This window comes from uncultured Succinivibrio sp. (assembly GCF_902756765.1).
In the GTDB taxonomy this organism is placed as follows: domain Bacteria; phylum Pseudomonadota; class Gammaproteobacteria; order Enterobacterales; family Succinivibrionaceae; genus Succinivibrio.
In genome coordinates, this window is record NZ_CACVSS010000041.1 from 1 (window position 1) to 18157 (window position 18157).

The following is an 18157-nucleotide window of genomic DNA, read 5'->3' on the forward strand; positions in this document are numbered from 1 at the left end:
GAAAAAAAGACACAGGGATATTATACCATGATATATATGTTACAGTATATTACTTTATACAAATATGTGAATCAGGTCAAAAATAAAGCCCCATAAGGGTTTGCGCGATGTTTATAGTCTATTTAACTGCAAAAGTTAGGTTTATGTCTTGAGCCTAACTATAATCTCTTCTGGTAGGGATGCCCCCTCCTGCTTTTAATTTGAAAAAGATTTATTATGCAATCTTCTCAAAAATAATCCGAAGCTTTTGGGGCTTCGGATCCTTTCAAATTAAGTCAAGAATGAATTACTTCTTATACTTCTGATTTACCATCTCATGCAGTTCCTGAAGAGAATGAACAGTTGCATACTCATCTGCACTTATTGCCTCAACAGAAGCAATAGCTGCATTTAAGGTTGTGGTATAGCAGATATCATAACGCAGACAGCTGCGACGCAGTGAACGGGAATCCTCAACAGACTGACGACCTTCGGTTGAATTGATAACCCAGTTGTACTTACCTGATTTAATGAAGTCCAGTAAGTTTGGTCTAGCTTCATAAACTTTGTGTACATGGGTACATTCAATGCCGGCATCTCTTAGAGTCTGACAGGTTCCCTGAGTTGCCTCAAGCTTGAAGCCTGCTTCAACCAGTTTACGTCCAAACTCAGGCAGTCTGTTCTGATCTGACTTCTTGATTGAAAGCAGAACAGTTCCAGATCTCTGGATAGGAGACTTGGCTGCAAGCTGAGCTTTAGCAAAAGCCTCTGGGAATGATGTTGCAGTACCCATGGTTTCACCGGTTGATCTCATTTCAGGTCCTAACAGAGGATCTGATCCTGGGAACTTGGCAAATGGCAGCACAACTTCCTTAACTGAGTAGTGAGTAGTATGGAGGAACCACCTCATGGGTGATACCCTGTTCAGCCAGAGTCTTACCTGTCATTACACGAGCTGCAATCTTAGCCATTGGTAGTCCGGTTGCCTTGGATACGAATGGAATGGTACGTGCGGCACGAGGGTTAACTTCGATTAGATAAATCTTGTCCTCACGGATTGCCAGCTGAACATTCATCAGACCTTTAACATTTAAGGCTAAAGCAAGATCTTTTGAGATCTTGGTGAGTCTGTCAATCATATCCTGCTTTAAGTGATATGGAGGTAGAACACAGGAAGCGTCACCAGAGTGAACACCACACTCCTCAACGTGCTCCATGATGCCACCGATTACAACATCCTTTCCGTCAGCAACAGCATCAACGTCGATTTCGGTAGCGTGATCCAGGAACTTGTCCAGAAGAACTGGTGACTTGTTTGAAACCTTAACAGCTTCAGCGAAGTAGGTGCGCAGATCGTCTTCACCGTAGACAACTTCCATGGCACGACCGCCTAAAACGTAGGATGGACGTACAACCAGAGGGTAGCCGATTTCGCTGGCAACAGTAATAGCCTGGTTCAGAGAAGTTGCAGTGCCGTTCTTAGGCTGCAGCAGTTCAAGTTTGTTAACAACTTCCTGGAACAGCTTACGATCTTCTGCGCGGTCGATATCGGTAGGTGATGTACCGATGATAGGCACACCTTCAGCCTCAAGCTTCTTGGCAAGTTTCAGAGGTGTCTGACCACCGAACTGAACAATCACACCGACAGGCTTTTCAACACGGGCAATTTCAAGAACATCTTCAAGGGTTACAGGCTCGAAGTATAGTCTGTCTGAAATATCGTAGTCGGTTGATACAGTCTCAGGGTTACAGTTAACCATGATTGACTCGTAGCCGTCTTCACGAAGAGCCATTGAGGCGTGAACACAGCAGTAGTCGAACTCGATACCCTGACCGATACGGTTAGGGCCGCCGCCTAAAACGATAACCTTCTTCTTATCGGATGGACGGGCCTCACATTCCTGCTCATAGGTTGAGTACATATAAGCGGTGGAGGTTGCAAACTCAGCAGCACAGGTATCAACTCTCTTGTAGGTTGGGTAAACCTCAAAGAGCCATCTGCGAGCGCGAACCTTATCCTCAGTAGTCTTTAAAAGTTTGGCAAGTCTTGCATCTGAGAAACCGCGGGACTTGAGATCTTTCATCTCGTCGGCATCGATAGACTTTAAGGTTCTGCCGCCTAAAGACTGCTCAATATCAATGATTTCCTTAATCTGACATAGGAACCATGGGTCGATCTGGGTGTAGCCGAAGACCTCTTCAACGGTCATGCCTAAACGGAAGGCATCGCCGATGTACCAGATACGGTGGGCGCCTGCAGTCTCAAGTTCGTGAAGAAGCTTTAATCTTGCGTCTGGTTTCTTCATGTCAAGACGAGGGTCGAAACCGCTCTTGCCGGTTTCAAGACCGCGCAGAGCTTTCTGCAGAGATTCCTCGAAGGTACGGCCGATAGCCATAACTTCACCTACAGACTTCATCTGAGTGGTCAGGCGATCATCTGAGTTAGGGAATTTTTCAAAGTTGAAACGAGGGATCTTAGTAACAACATAGTCAAGACTTGGCTCGAATGAGGCTGGAGTCTTGTCGCCGGTGATGTCATTTCCAAGCTCATCTAAGGTATAACCTACAGCCAGCTTGGCGGCAATCTTGGCGATAGGGAAGCCGGTTGCCTTTGAGGCTAAAGCTGATGAACGGGATACACGAGGGTTCATCTCAATGATAACCATACGTCCGTTCTTTGGATTGATACCGAACTGAACATTTGAACCGCCAGTCTCAACACCGATTTCACGCAGAACAGCCATAGCGGCGTCACGCATGATCTGGTATTCCTTATCGGTCAGTGTCTGAGCTGGTGCTACAGTGATTGAGTCACCGGTGTGAATACCCATTGGGTCAAGGTTTTCGATGGAGCAGACAATAATGCAGTTATCCTTATGATCACGGACAACCTCCATCTCGTACTCTTTCCATCCAATGAGTGATTCGTCAATTAAAAGTTCGTGGGTAGGGGAGAGTTCTAAGCCCTTGTTACAGATATCCTCGAACTCCTCTGGGTTGTAGGCAATACCGCCACCGGTGCCGCCCATAGTGAAGGATGGTCTTATAATACAAGGGAATCCAACCTGTTTCTGAACTTCCCAGGCTTCCTGTATGCTGTGTGCAATACCGGCACGAGGACACTCAAGACCGATTGCCTTCATGGCCTTGTCGAATCTTTCACGGTTCTCAGCCTTGTCGATGGCATCGGCTTTAGCACCGATCATCTCGACATTGTACTTGGCAAGTACACCGTGTTTTTCAAGATCAAGGGCGCAGTTTAGAGCGGTCTGACCGCCCATGGTTGGCAGTACTGCATCTGGACGTTCCTTCTCGATGATGTTCTCTACAACCTTCCAGTGGATAGGCTCAATGTAGGTAACATCTGCAACATCAGGATCGGTCATGATGGTTGCAGGGTTGGAGTTTACAAGGATAACCTTGTAGCCTTCCTCTCTTAGGGCTCTGCATGCCTGAGTACCTGAGTAGTCAAACTCACAGGCCTGGCCGATAACAATTGGGCCTGCGCCTAAGATTAAGATTTTTTTTATGTCTGTACGTTTTGGCATCTGTTATCCCCTAAGCTTTTTCTCTGTATTTGCGCATAAGCTCAACGAAATGTTTAAATAAAGCCATTGGATCGTGTGGACCTGGACTTGCTTCAGGATGTCCCTGGAAGCTGAAGGCTGGTGCATCGGTACGTTCAACGCCCTGCAGGGTTCCATCGAACAGTGATTTGTGTGTTGCCTTCAGATTGGCTGGAAGAGTTGCCTCATCTACACAGAAACCATGGTTCTGAGAGGTGATGTAAACTACTCCGCTCTCCAAATCTCTTACAGGGTGGTTGGCACCGTGATGACCGCACTTCATCTTGATGGTCTTAGCACCTGAGGCTAAGGACAAAAGCTGATGTCCAAGACAAATGCCGAATAACGGAATCTTATGCTCAAGGAAGGTTCTGATAGCTTCCTGTGCATAAGTACATGGTTCAGGATCTCCTGGTCCGTTGGACAGGAAGATACCGTCTGGATTCATTTTTATTACTTCACTTGCAGGTGTCATTGCAGGTACAACGGTAACCTTGCAGCCAAGAGAAGTCAGAATTCTTAGGATGTTGTACTTAACACCGAAATCGTAGGCTACAACGTTAAACTCGGTACGGCTCTTGTTTACATAGCCAGAACCAAGTTCCCAGGTACCTTCGTTCCAGTCGTATATTTCTTTGGTACTTACAACCTTGGCAAGATCCATTCCCTTGATTCCAGCGAATTCTCTTGCAAGCTTTAGAGCTTTTTCAGCAGTCATTTTAGGATCGGTTGACAGACATGCATTCTGGGCACCTTTCTCACGAAGGATTCTTGTCAGCATTCTGGTATCAATTCCGTAAATTCCAGGCTTTTTATACTTTGCAAGGAAATCGCTCAGGTTCATGGTGCTGCGGAAGTTTGAAGCTACCAGAGACAGATCTCTTACAACCAGACCCATTGCAAAAACATCCCGAGATTCGATGTCTTCTTCATTTGTACCGTAATTGCCGATGTGAGGATAAGTAAGAGTGACGATTTGACTAGCGTATGAAGGATCGGTAAGAATTTCCTGATATCCTGTCATGGATGTATTGAATACGACTTCACCAACGGTGGTAGTATTTTCAGCGCCGAACGCTTTTCCTTTAAATACTGTTCCGTCAGCGAGAGCCAGAATTGCGGATGCGACCACAAAGACCCCCAAAAAAATGATTGAGAACACAAAGTGACGCTGATCTTTGGTGCAGTATTTTTTTTTCACCAGGACCATAGTCTGCAATATTTTAGACGAATCTCATACTTTTTCAAGAAAAAAACTTATTTGAACCAATTTGGTTATATGATGTCCTTTTTCTTTGTTTTTTTTCACAATTATTCCTGCTTCCTATAACTGAAATAAGAAAGTTCGATATAATTAGGGTAAAAAAATTACTATAAATAAGCGTATTCGGATATTGTTTTCTAAGAATGTTTAATCGCCAGCATAAGGTTAGGTTAAGACTTAAGAAGAGCACCTTTATAATTGAATGTGCTCTGGCTATTGCTGTCTCTGTAGCTGGTGGCTGCTCCTCTGACGGCAAGCCTGTTAAATCCGTCAACACCGTACCAAATCCTATAACCATCAAGGTTAACGGTATCAAAAGACAGGATGTAAGGGATAACGTATACGGATATCTGTCCTCGCTGCCCCAGATTGCCAAGGAAAAATCCCGACTCTATGGCAAGGAGATTTCCGATAAGATTACGCTTGCAGTTCACTCCTACGGTTACTACCATCCTAAGATAAATCTTGATTATCCTAAGAGGGATTCCAAATCAAGAGAGCTTGTAGCCGACGTTGATTTAGGAAAGCCTCTTTTCATCAGAAATTTCCAGATTGAGATTCTGGGTGAGGGAGCTTTTTATCAGTCCTTTAAAAAGATTGTAGAGAAGAGCGGAATCGGTCCATATACTCTGCTTGACCATGGTAGATACGAGCAGCTCAAGGCTGCGCTCAAGGATAATGCCATCTCTCTGGGCTTTTTTGATTCAAAGCTTATCAGTTCAAGAATTCTGGTATACCAGGAGCAGAATGCTGCAGATATTGTTCTAATCTACGATACCGGCAAGCGCTATAAATTCGGCAAGCTGATAACTGATGAGAAAACCGACTGGCTTTTAACTCCTTCAAGATCGCTTATTAACTTCAAGGAAGGAGATTATTTCTCCTCTCATACACTGAACAGTTTCTCAACTTCACTGTCACAGACCAACTACTACCGTTCTGTGGATGTACAGCCGGTTGTGGAGGAGCGTAAGGATGGTCAGGTTCCTGTAAAACTAGGTCTTGAACGACAGGCTAAGAATCAGTACCGTGTCGGTATCGGTTTTTCAACAGATGAAGGTATCCGTGGAATTTTAGGCTGGGATAAGCCTCTTATCAGTTCAAAAGGTCATTCCTTCTCATCCTTTGTCAGAGCCTCTAAGAAGAAACAGACAGCTCAGGCTATCTACAAGATTCCGCACAAGAATCCTAATTTAGATTATTTCTTTATCAAGCTCTCTCAGACCAGAATCGATCTGAACGATACCCTGTCAGATGTCTCTCATGGCTCTTTCCACTATGTAGCCAATATGGTTGGTAAATGGCGTCGAGACTATTATGTAGCCACTGAGTATGAGGACTACACTCAGGCTGACGAGGATGGTCATTCCTTCAATACCATGCTCGGCACCATGCTCTCTATGAGAACATCAACAGGAGGTCTTGACCCTAGAGCTGGTTACTCGATTGTTTTTGATAACAAATTCTCCTCGAGGATTATCTCAGATCTGACATTCTGGAAGAGTGAACTGATCTTCAAGGGTGTATTATCACCTACAGAGAACACAAGATTTTTATATAAATTATATCAGGGCGCAAACTTAGGTTCTGATGCAGGAAAGGTTCCTCCTTCTATGCGTTATTTTGCCGGCGGTGATCAGACCCTGCGTGGCTTTAGCTATAAGTCTCAGTCTACTAGAAACTCAAAGGATGAGCTTCTTGGTTCTAAATATATGTCCTGTGCCACTGCAGAATTTGAATTTCCGATTGGTATCAGCAACAGCAGAGGTGCGGTATTCCTAGACTCTGCAATTGTTACAAACGACTATAAAGAGGATCATCATTTTCTGTACGGACCGGGCATCGGCTACCGCTACATAACGCCTTACGGTATTGCCAAGATTGATATTGCATACGGAATTGACAATCATCGTGACAAGCACGGCGTAAGATTACACCTGCAGTTTGGCCCAGAATTTTAAATATGAATGCAAAATTAAAAAAAATTTTAAAAATTTCTGCACTGATAACTGCTGTTCTGATGCTGACTTTGGGCTCAATTCTGTATTATGCCCTGGGCACAACATCGGGAATGAAGTTTATTGTCTCCAATGTCAACAGTTCCTTATCTGACATTCTGACCATTACTGCAGATATTGATGAAGGCTCGGTTCTAAACGGCTTTAAGACCGACAGCTATTTTGAAGTCAATGTAAAGGACGTGGTGATTATCCGTGCCAACAGTCTCGATCTCAAATATCATGCCTTAGGCTATCTCTCTTCAGATGTCTTTAAAATCGATCATCTTATTGCCGATAAGCTTGAAGTTGAACTTACCTACCAGTCTGATGAGGAGGAGAGCTCTGAGGAAGAGGCATTAACTGCAGTAGAAGCAGAAGATGAAGAGCCATTCCGACTGGATTTTCTGGTAAAGATTGCAATTGATTCCTTAAAACTGAAGGATTTTGCCTATCTTTCAGATATTGTGGATGTAAGAGTCCCAAAGGCTGATCTTGTTTTAGAGGCTCATGATGATTTTGCAGGAGTAACCTCAGGTGTTATTGAAAATCCGTCAGTCCATCTTAAATATACCGGAGATGATACTGAGGCTCCTAATAACCTGCCTGAAATCCTGACATTTGACAATGGCAACGGTGCCATCGAGAAGATTACCGATATTGATCTTCCTTTAAACTGCGCTCTATACAATCTTAAGATTAAGCAGGGCAGATATTATCAGGACGGCTACGATACCGGTCTTGTGGATGCCACAGTGAATGCACTGTGGGAGCACACTCTGTTAAAGGTCTTTTCAGTTAGAGCATGTCATGCTTTAGGTGAGGTCAGTGTATCTGGCACCATGGATTTTGTTGATTACTACAACATGAATTTTGTGGTTTCAGGTGTCGGCTATAACACCAAATACAATCTTGAGCACTACGAGTCTGCCTTATATGGACTGACAGGAGAGGGAACCATTAAAGGAGATCTGGTTAATCTTAATCTTGATGCCTCCATCAATACTCCTAAAAAGATAGATGTGAAGGCCAGGATAAATACACTGTCAAATGAAGTGCCTGTTTATCTTGGAGTAAAATCCGACAACATTACCTTCCCAATGGTGGACTCAGAGGAACTGCAGAAAAAGGCTAAAACCTCGCTTGAGCATGAAACCGTAAAAGAGATTGTTTCTAATATCAAATCTGTTGAGACCGGTATCTCCTCAAGCATCAGCGAAGATGATTTAAAACGCAATCTTCTGCACTTTAGGAATGTTAATCTGACATTGGATGGAGCCATCTTCAAAGAGATGCCTCTTAAGCTTGATACCGTATTTTTTGGTTACGGCTTTAAAAAGACCAAGCTTTCGCTGGACTCAACACTTACCCTGTCAGACTTTGAGATTCATCATTTTGATCTCAGCGGCCTTTTAGGTGATCGTGTGGTGAAGGGTAATGCAGAAGGCCTTGTCTCCTTTGATGAAAAGGTTGGCTTTGACGGCAAGGTAAGCTTCAAGGCTGATGATGCAGGTGATATCTCCGAGTTTCTGCGCGGAGGTCTTGAGATGGACTCTCAGTTCAGAGTCTTTTCCGATTCAAAATCAAATGCTATTGAAGTCGGAGTCGATCATGTTAATGCGAGATTTAATCTGAACTCTAATCCATCTGAGCTGGTCATCAAAGATTTAGCCGGTGTTTCTGATACAGGATTTCATGTAGAGAAATTTGAGTTTAATCAGAAGGAAAACTCGGTAAATTTAAAAGGCAATCTAAGCGAAAGCTCTTCTTATCTGGACGGTTCATTTGAGTTGCCTGATTTATCCTTGATTATTCCGGGGGCCAAGGGTAGTTTTAAAGGACGACTGGCGGTAAGCGGGGATGCAAAATCTCCAAGAATTTCTCTTGCCGGAAAGTCTGAGCGCTTTTTCTTCAATAACATTTTCATGTCCAATTTTGTGTTTGATACCGTAATGGATTTAGCCTCAATGCACATGAATCTGTCTATGATTGCCAATACGGTTATGGTGTCAAAATACATCAAGCCTTATAAGAAATGCTCTCTGGATTTTTCAGGAGATCTTCCTCATCACCGACTTACTTTTTCCTGCGGTTCAGGTGGAGGCAGTTACATCTCAGCTGAAGGCTCATATGATCAAAACAGGAATTCCTATGCCGCCAAGATTATGAATATGCTGGTGGTATCGAATGTGGTTGAACCTATTTTCATAAAAGAGCCTATTGAGATTAATCTGAATCTTAATGATAAGAGTGGCAGGATTTCCCCGGTTACCATCACAGACGGAAACTTTAATCTAATCTCAACAGAGACTATCTTTGGTCCTGGTACTCTTAAAACAGTTGTTGATCTTGATAAGCTTAATCTGCAGGTGGTAAACAAATATCTCCCTGATGAGGTTAAACTTTCAGGAAAACTCTCCGGACATTCAGATATCAATGTAACTAACGGAATTCCTAACGTAAAAGGTAATATCAAATCTGAAAACGGCAGGGTAATGGCATACTCAAGCTTTATTCCATACAAGAATATTCATATTGATTTTGATGCATACCGACAGAAGTTTACAACCGATCTCAATGTTGAATTACGAAGAGAGCTCGGAACCCTGAATATCAGTGCAGCGGTTACTGATCCTTATTCTTCAAAGAAGTTATCCGGCAACGTACTTTTAAAAGATCTTAATCTTGATCTGTTCACTGCAACCACCAAACAGCTTAATCTTCTTGAGGGCCTAGCCAATATTAAAGGTACTCTTGGCGGTACTCTTGATGTTCCTTTATTCTTTGGTGACATAAATGTAAACGGCAGAGCCGATCCTGCTTTGAGTATCGGAGAGATCAGCAAGTTTGACGTCAGTGTAAAAGCTGACGGTTCAAAGGGTAAGGTTAACGGTGTGTTTACTCTTAATGAGTCGGATCTTAAGCTTACAGGTGACCTTGACTGGACTGAAGGCGCCCGAGGCAGACTTCATCTAGATGCTGATAATCTGCCTTTCTTCCTTTTAACCTATGGTGAGGCCGTGGCAAATATCCATACTCTGTGCGAGCTTAATGAGGTTATCAAGGTGACAGGTAAGGTTGATATTCCTCGGGCCACCATTAAATTCAAGTCTCTTGATAACAAGAGTATCTCACCATCCAAGGATGAAATCTTTGTGGACTCCAATACCAATCTGCGCGGTATGATGATTGACCGTAAAAAGGCGGCAGCAATCAATAATGACATGATCCTTGATGTACAGATCAATCTTGGCGATAACATCAGAGTTAACGCTATGGGCGTGCGCTCGCAGGTTGTAGGCGGTGTTAATATCACCAAGGCTTCTGATTCTAACAGGGTCCTCTCTAAGGGTAAGATTTCGCTTGAACACGCTACTGCGGATATGTACGGTCACAAGTTTATTATCAATCACGGACATGCCATCTTTAAAAATGATATTACCAATCCGGCACTGGATGTTGAAGTGGTGGCAGACCCAAGTGCCATTGACGATGATGTGCTGGCTGGTGTAAAGGTTACCGGATATGCTGAGAATCCTGAGATAACGCTGTTTTCCAAGCCTGCCATGAGTAAGAACGAGATCTTAAGCTACCTATTATATGGTCATGGCCTTGAGCGAAACTCCTCTGGCAATTCAGATGCCTCAAGTACCCAGCTTTTAATGTCATTGGGTCTTGGAACCACAGCGGGTATGCTGAATTCTGTTGTCGGAATCTTCGGTATGGAAGGTGTGCAGTTAGGCTCATCTGGAAGCGGAGAGGAAACACAGGTTGAAGTTCAAACCTACGTGAACAACAGATTGCGTCTTTCATATGGATATGGTATTTATAACTCGGTTAATGAGTTTAAGATCAGGTATGAACTAATAAGAAAGCTGTATGCTGAATTCGTCGCATCAATCGATCAGTCGGTAAATCTTATTTACAGCTTTGAGACAAATTAAAATAGGTATAACACTTGAAATACGTTTTTACAGAAGCAACCGAAGAAGCTCAGAATGCTGCAGATGCCATTGTTGAGCTTGAATATCAGGATTTACTGCCTGTTATTGAAAGAAAAGATTTCAAAGATACAAGTGAATTTAGACCTCGCTCCTTTGCCAGACTCCAGTTAAGAGCAAGAAATGCTGTAAAAGAGCTTATAAACAATCCTTATACCAAAATTCTTATGCTCTGCGGCAGTTCAAGAGTAAACACTATTGAGATTGCTCATGAACTAGTAGCTGAACTCTCTGGGCAGGAACCTACCATTGCCTATGCGCCAACCAGGTTTGAATTTTTTGGTAATGACAAGGTTGACGGTGTTCTGACCTCTAAAGGCTATGTCATAATGCCTTGCTCTCATCTGCTAGATCATCCAAAATGGCTGAATATGTCAGACGCATGCATTGCTCAGAACGAAGGTCTTAAGCTTATTCTGTGCGGTGATGCCACCGAGTGTGCTTCTCTGCAGATGATCTGGCCTTCACTTGATAATGTGCTTCGCTCAGATATTGTCATGGAATTTCCTATTGCCGGTGGTGTCGAGCTTATGGCATCCCTTGTGGCAAGTTATGTTAAAAAGTATAAGCTTCATAACTTTTCGCAGGAGGCAATTGAACTTCTGTGTATCTGGTCTTCAAGACAGTCAGGAGACAGAAGATGGCTCGGAATTCCTGAGATAAGACTTTGTACTCTGGTAATAGCTGCCAATCGTTATGCAAATGGAAATACTGTTGATAACCTTGCTGTATTAAAGGCAATCGCTGCAGAAGATTACCGTATCAACTATTTTGCTGAGCTTGAATTAAGAAATCACCGTGACAACCAGATCCTGCTTGCAACAGAAGGTGAAGAGGTAGGGCAGATAAACGGCCTGAGTGTCATTGAAACCGCCGGAACCTCCTATGAATATGGAGAGCCTGTCAGAATCACCGCAACTTTACGCGCCGGTGGAGAAGGGGATGTTATAGATATTGAGCGCAAGGCTGAACTTGCAGGTCAGATTCATGCCAAGGCCATGATGATTATCAATGGTTTTCTTGCTAATGAATTTGGTGCTGAACAGCCTCTGCCTGTATCTGCAAGTTTGGTCTTTGAACAGTCATACAGTGAGATTGATGGTGACTCTGCATCATTAACCGGTCTTTGTGCAGTTATCTCTGCCTTATCCGATTTACCTATTCGTCAGGATCTGGCTGTAACCGGAGCTGTTGATCAGTTCGGAGATGTTCAGCCTGTAGGCGGTGTTAATGAGAAGATTGAAGGCTTTTTCAAGATCTGTCGTCTGCATGGACTAACCGGAACTCAGGGCGTAATTATTCCTGCTTCCTGTGTTGATCAGCTTGTATTGAGAGGATCCGTTATCTCTGCAGTTAAGGAAGGTAAGTTCCATATTTATGTTGTTTCCCATGTAACCGGAGCAGCCAAGTTATTACTTAAAACTCCTTGGGGAGACAGTTCGGTTGAGAATTCTATCTGCGCCAAGATTTGTACAAGACTGGATGAAATTGGAAATGGCAAGAATCCTCGTCCATGGTGGAAGTTCTTTTAACGATTTCTCGTGAGGAAAAGGAAATATGCCTATAAAAGTGATTGCTTCATCTGAAAGATTCGAGGATTTTTTAGATAGTAATTCAATCTATGTAGATAAGACGGAGTATATCTATAATCTTATAAGAAATTATAAGCGCGTCTTCTTTTCTCGTCCTCGTCGTTTCGGTAAATCTCTAACACTAAATACTATCGGAACTCTTTTTGAACAGGGAGTTGAGCCTTACTTTAAGGGAACTTGGATTTACGATAAATGGGAGCAGGAAAAGTACCCTGTTCTCCATCTGAATTTCCTTGAGTATAGGGTAAATAGCGTTGCTGCATTCAATGAGAAAATCTCAAAGGCAATATCCGTATTTGCTGAAAAACAAGGCTTAAAGGATGCGATTACAAGTTGTGAAGCGGATAGTGCAATCATTGAGCTTTTTAATGCTCTTGATGACAAAAAGATTGTTATTCTAATAGATGAGTATGATTGTCAGCTTACCGCTAATATCAATAATCCAGAGCTCTATGAGTCATTTAGAAACTGCATACGAGAGTTTTATGCTGCGCTAAAAGGAAAGAAGCAGATTAGATTTCTTGCAGTTACAGGTGTAACTCGCCTTAAGGATGTAGCAATTTTCTCTGTAGGTTCTGATATCAAGGATTTAAGCTATCATAATGCTTATTCAAAGATGATAGGTTTTACCAGAGAAGAGATTAAGCAATTCTATATTGATTATTTAAAGCTTGGAGTTTCTTTTGAAAAGCATAAAGATACTGATGCCGTGTCGGATGAGGAAATAGAGAAGCTTCTGGACAGAATGGCGGTTAATTACGATGGCTACTGCTTTGATGAATTTTTTGAAAACAAAGTTTTCTCAACCTATTCTGTAAACAACTTTTTACAGGATATAGCCGAAAGAAGAAAGGTTGTTTTTGGTGATTACTGGTACGATGTTGGAGGAATTCCATCAATACTCAGAAATTATATGGAATCTCATGAAATCGATCTGAATAAATTTCAGTCATCAGAAATAGTTATTAACTACGACGATTTTAAGAATCCAACTTCTCTAATAGATATGAACGAAAATGTTCTTATGTATCAGTCTGGGTATCTGACCTTAAAATCTGATATCAATTCTAATCGTTCTACTTTATTGCTGGGCTTTGCAAACAAAGAAGTGTCAACTGCCTTGTGCAGGCTTCTAAGTATGAAACTGTTTTCAAAGACAATAGAAATCATTACCTACAATAATGTTAATCTTCTTGAAACAAGTTCTGTTGAAGAGTTGATATCCTTATTCAATAGCGTAACTGCAGCTGTGGTATACGATAAGAATACAGTAATACATGACGAATCATCATTAAGGGCGGTTATTCAAGCTTATCTTATGGGAAAGGGAGTCGATGTTAGATCTGAACAGCATAATTTTAAAGGTAGAAGTGATATTCTGATCAATCTTGATAACAGGAGAATTGTTCTTGAGCTGAAATATTCTGATGAAGGACAGAATGTTGAATCTCTTCTTGAGGATGCTGTAAAACAGATTAAGGAAAAAGAGTACGGTTCTGAATATCTTGAAGGAAGAGAACTAATCCAGATTGCTTGTGTTTTTGATGGTTCAAAGGACAAACGAAAAATTACGCTCTACAAGATTGTTGATTAGTTTTTGAATGAAAGTGAAAGAACAGAGGATAGTTCCTCTATTCTTTTAAGACAAAAAAATATAAAAGTAACAGTTTATTAATAGTATAAAAATGCCATAACAACTATTCAATAACCAGCAGATCTCTTGCTACCTTTAGAGATATCTCTTCCCCAGATAAAGCCTTCAGCATTTCAAGTCCGAAAGCAATAGCATAGTGAGCAGATCTTGCGGTTATAATCCTGCCATCCTCTGAAACAGAAACGCCCTGTTTACTGAAGTTTTTGCCGCATTCACATCCAGGATAGCATGAGGCTGTGGTCTTATCATCAATAAGTCCGTGAGAGTAAAGTACAACTCCAGGCGCTGCACAGATAGCACCTATAAGTTTTCCCTTTGCCTTCTGATCCTTTAGCAGGTCGATAACCTTGCCATTCTGTGCCATGTTTCTGGTTCCAGGACCTCCAGGAATTACAATCAGATCATATTCTCCCTCAAGCTCATCTATGTTGGTGTCGCATACAACGACGGTTCCGTGTGCTAAAGGCACCATTCGTGAGCTTTCATCTGTAACTGCAGCTGTGGTAATTTTTACTCCACCTCTGTGCAGTACATCCAAAGCAGCAGTAACCTCGATATCCTCTGTTCCGTTGGTGTATAAAATCAAAGCTGTTTTCATAGTGGTATCCTTACCTGTTTGTAGGAGTAATAATTTTCATACAAGTATATTGTGCAACAATACAATTAAAATTTTCTGTTTGTGCTTCAAAATTATCTGAATTTACCTTTCATTTTTACAAAGATTCTCTGAAAAATCTATATTTATCATCTACTCTTAGATAGAGTGTTTCTTTATTTTTCAAAGGTCAGCCTATGTATCTTGGCATACAGAATCTTGTTATGGAGCTTCAGGAGCTGCAGAACGGAAGTGTTTCCTATGTTGCCTGTTCAAACCGTAATATAGCAATTAACGTGGCTTTGTCATGTCTGTATCACAATTCAAGTGTATCCTATAAACGCTACTTTGTTGTCAGTGATGTTGACAGGGAAGAGTTCTTTATTCAGGGCTATGATCTTGATTATCTGCTTAGAATTGATACAGAAGTCTTTGTAAATAAAAACAGGAACAATCTTTTAAAAACTCTGGTCAATGACTTTAAATTCATGAAGATGACCAAGGAGAACTCCTTTATTATTGTTCTGTTTGATGAGATTTCGCTGCTACCATACGAAGGAAAGGAGCTCGATAAGCTTTTATCTAAATTTTCAATCTTTGCCTCCAGATTCAATACCGCCATGCTGTTTGTAAGTTTCGGTGATCATCCGGAGATGCTGGTTAAGAAGATTGCCAAGAAAAGTCATTACATCTCAGGTCTAGCGGTTTTATGTAATGATGGACCTGATCTGAAACTCGATACCAAGATGTGGAGAAACAATGAAGGAGTTTTTTCTCACGGTGAATCGCTGTTAAAGCTTGGTCCTAAGGGTTATGAGTTTAAGATTGACAGTAACAGTGTAGACAATGCCATCGACAACTCAATCTGTTACACACACGTGGATGCCCTGGAAATTGATAAGTCTCTTTTCAATTCTATTCATTTTTATAATTCAAATGATGATCTCTACGAGGATGCATCCCGCAAGGCTATTGCTGCAACCTTAATCTTCTGTCTGGCCTCAAGAGAACAGGTTGATTTTCTGGGAAAACACATTTATGAGCTAAGATCTAAACGTGGCAACTTCCTTAAGATTATCATCATTGAGAAAGTTCCAAAGGTGGATTCCTGTGTAAGAACATACTTTCTGGAGTGTGGAGCCAATTTCATTTTTGAGTCCACTTCAAACAGTGACTATATCAATGCCATGCTGCCATCGCTCAAATCAATGTCTTTCTCAAAGACTCTGAATCCTTCATTTGAGAATATAGTTGAGTCCTATCATCTGGTAGCCAAAGAGGAAAATGGCTTTTTGTATCCTGAAGTTTTTGTGAATAAGATTTATTCAATTGTAAGCATGCACATTAACGATGAGAATATTAAAGCCTGTCTTCTGATCCTCTCTCCTAAAGATGAGATTTCAATTGACGAATGTATTTTAAGATTCTCTCCAAAGCATGGTGGAGACTACTGTACAGCGATAAATAATGAGCTTTATGTATTCATTCCTCATTATGTCGAAAATATTTTCCCTGAAATCTTCGGACAGGTATTAGGCAGTACTTCAATTGAACTCTTCAAGTCCAACAGAGTTATTTCCAAGAAGAATCTGATCTTAGATGAGCTGATTGATATCAAGAACAATGACCGCATCTCTCACTCAGATAAAGAGTTTGCCGACAGAATACTAAAAGAGCACAGTCTGTATAGACTCAGTTAGGAGGAACTATGGAATCGGTTGTTATTGAAAAGGAAGTCCTGCTGATTATTGTTTTTTGTGCTGTAATGTTTGTTCCATTAGGTTTCTACATCCGCGACAATTTTTACCGCATGAAGCTTTTTTTCAGAATTGCTCCTAATCTTCGTTCAAATCTGAAATCAAAAGGGACTTTCAGAGACTATCTGAACAGTGGAAAAAATTAAATAAGTGCTGAATGGCTTATATATCAAATTCTGCCAATGTTTAGGCCCTTTTGTTTATAAATTCTGAAATTATTTTTCTTTTTAAGTGTTGACAGTATAGAGTTCTGCCTCTATAATGACACACGTTTTCACGACAGGGTGAAAACAAAATTTGAGATGTTCCTCCTTAGTTCAGTCGGTAGAACGGCGGACTGTTAATCCGTATGTCGCAGGTTCGAGTCCCGCAGGAGGAGCCAATCAAAAAAGAAAGCTAGGTATTCCTCCTTAGTTCAGTCGGTAGAACGGCGGACTGTTAATCCGTATGTCGCAGGTTCGAGTCCCGCAGGAGGAGCCACGCACAGAGCAACCTTTGGTTGCTTTTTTTGTTTCTGTATCATATAAAAATTACTCTCCTAATCCGATCCTTTTGTAACCTATCGATTTTGAAAAGCAACGAAAGCTTGATAACTCATTCTAGGAAAAAGATAAATATCCTCTGATATTTTTTTAATGGCTCTGAATGATCATTTGAATATTCTGTTTATTTTTTATGTCTTCGTCTCCATTTTGTGCTGATTCTTTGGTGATATTCATTTTATTTAATTATTTTTAGATGTAGTTAAAAGTTTTTAAATGTGTAGTGAAATATAATGCAAAAACTTTAATTGGAGAGTTAAAAAGATGAATGATTTTGAACAGGTGATTAGTAATTTAGCTAAAGAGTCTGGATTACCTTTGGCAATTGACAATAAAAATTCAGTGACTCTGGAGTATGACGATATATTTATTACTCTGCAGTGGCGTGCTGATTTTAATGATATCTTTATTTTTGCGCCTATAACTGATCCTGAGAAGATTTCATATCTTTCTGAGCCTGTTCTTCGATCAGCTTTAAAACTTTCTTTTGGCGGATTTGGAACCTCAGGAAATTTCCTGGGAATTGTTGATGAGTCTCTAGTTTTATCCACAGCAATTGGTTTGAAAGATTTAAATGCAGAACAGTTGGCTGAATATATTTTTTCTTTTGCTAATGCAGCGGAAAGTGTAAGAGTCCGCATTGTTAACGAGCTTCAGGATGTTCCTGAGACTGAAGAAAATACATCATCAGTATCTCCTTTAGGTCTTTCTGTATAGTTTGTTTCCGATCCACTATGGTTATTTAGAATTTTTTTTGGAGCATTTCTATGACCGTTTCATTAGAGAATATCGCATCTTTAAAAGATAACAGCCTCTATTATCTGTCAGATAAAGGTGAAGTGAAGAAAGCCGGACTCTGGACTAAATTCAAGTATGTCGCAAATCTGGGGCATTCCAGAGAAAGAGTTAACAACCTTTTAAATGAAGTGAAAAATATTCTGTTGCAGCAGTCTGAGGGTAAAGGTGCAGGTAAGATTGAAGCAAGGTTAAGAGAAACGGATATCAGCTTTGGAATAAAAGGTTCTTCAATAAAACAGCTTGTGAACAATTTTAGAGTTGCTCAGAAGGATCAAATCCTACGAGTTGCTGCTAAAAATACAGCCAATGAAATGGTGTCAAAGATAATTAATGTTGCTGGTAAAGGACGTATTGTAGAATCTGATGAATTAAAGGATCTCTATATGCATGTGGCCAGTCAGTTTACCTCGAA

10 protein-coding genes, 2 tRNA genes and 1 pseudogene are annotated in these 18157 nt (G+C 41.1%); 10 read left to right on the forward strand and 3 right to left on the reverse strand.

From position 1 onward, the window contains the following. Window positions 1–286 precede the first annotated feature (286 nt). Window positions 287–3527: pseudogene (gene carB / locus QZU45_RS07305) on the reverse strand (carbamoyl-phosphate synthase large subunit). Between the two features lie 10 nt (window positions 3528–3537). Next, the gene (carA, locus tag QZU45_RS07310; protein ID WP_074840604.1) at window positions 3538–4677 is read right to left on the reverse strand and encodes a glutamine-hydrolyzing carbamoyl-phosphate synthase small subunit; all 1140 of its coding nucleotides are present in this window, start codon (window positions 4675–4677) and stop codon (window positions 3538–3540) included. A 275-nt stretch (window positions 4678–4952) separates the two neighbouring features. Between carA and QZU45_RS07315 the strand changes: the two genes are divergently transcribed. The 4 genes from QZU45_RS07315 to QZU45_RS07330 are packed head-to-tail and all read left to right on the forward strand — an operon-like array spanning window position 4953 to window position 13993. Then, a complete protein-coding gene (locus QZU45_RS07315) occupies window positions 4953–6770 on the forward strand; it encodes a BamA/TamA family outer membrane protein (RefSeq protein ID WP_295353560.1) in 1818 nt (605 codons plus the stop codon). A 2-nt stretch (window positions 6771–6772) separates the two neighbouring features. Continuing rightward, the gene (locus QZU45_RS07320; protein WP_295353563.1) at window positions 6773–10750 is read left to right on the forward strand and encodes a translocation/assembly module TamB domain-containing protein; all 3978 of its coding nucleotides are present in this window, start codon (window positions 6773–6775) and stop codon (window positions 10748–10750) included. A gap of 14 nt (window positions 10751–10764) precedes the next feature. Further along, window positions 10765–12339 (forward strand): S16 family serine protease, encoded by a 1575-nt coding sequence (locus QZU45_RS07325; RefSeq protein ID WP_295353566.1) that lies wholly within the window; start codon window positions 10765–10767, stop codon window positions 12337–12339. A gap of 25 nt (window positions 12340–12364) precedes the next feature. Then, on the forward strand, window positions 12365–13993 hold the full coding sequence (locus QZU45_RS07330) for an AAA family ATPase (protein ID WP_295353569.1): 1629 nt from the start codon (window positions 12365–12367) through the stop codon (window positions 13991–13993). Window positions 13994–14096: 103 nt separating this feature from the next. Here the strand turns inward: QZU45_RS07330 and QZU45_RS07335 are convergent, their stop codons facing one another. Further along, entirely contained in the window at window positions 14097–14651 is a 555-nt protein-coding gene (locus tag QZU45_RS07335) for a DJ-1 family glyoxalase III (RefSeq protein ID WP_074840594.1), read from the reverse strand. 194 nt (window positions 14652–14845) lie between these two features. Here QZU45_RS07335 and QZU45_RS07340 point away from each other — a divergent pair, with 194 nt between their 5' ends. The 6 genes from QZU45_RS07340 to QZU45_RS07365 all read left to right on the forward strand — a co-directional run. Next, window positions 14846–16348, forward strand: coding sequence for a BcsE family c-di-GMP-binding protein (locus QZU45_RS07340; protein WP_295353574.1), 1503 nt, complete (start codon window positions 14846–14848; stop codon window positions 16346–16348). 8 nt (window positions 16349–16356) lie between these two features. Next, window positions 16357–16551, forward strand: a complete 195-nt coding sequence (locus tag QZU45_RS07345) for a hypothetical protein (protein WP_074840590.1) — start codon at window positions 16357–16359, stop codon at window positions 16549–16551. 160 nt (window positions 16552–16711) lie between these two features. Continuing rightward, window positions 16712–16787: transfer RNA gene (locus tag QZU45_RS07350), tRNA-Asn, on the forward strand. A gap of 22 nt (window positions 16788–16809) precedes the next feature. Beyond that, window positions 16810–16885, forward strand: a tRNA-Asn gene (locus QZU45_RS07355). A 326-nt stretch (window positions 16886–17211) separates the two neighbouring features. Next, entirely contained in the window at window positions 17212–17664 is a 453-nt protein-coding gene (locus QZU45_RS07360) for a type III secretion system chaperone (RefSeq protein WP_295353579.1), read from the forward strand. A 50-nt stretch (window positions 17665–17714) separates the two neighbouring features. Continuing rightward, window positions 17715–18157 (forward strand): hypothetical protein (locus QZU45_RS07365; RefSeq protein WP_295353582.1); only part of this gene is annotated, 443 nt, incomplete at its 3' end.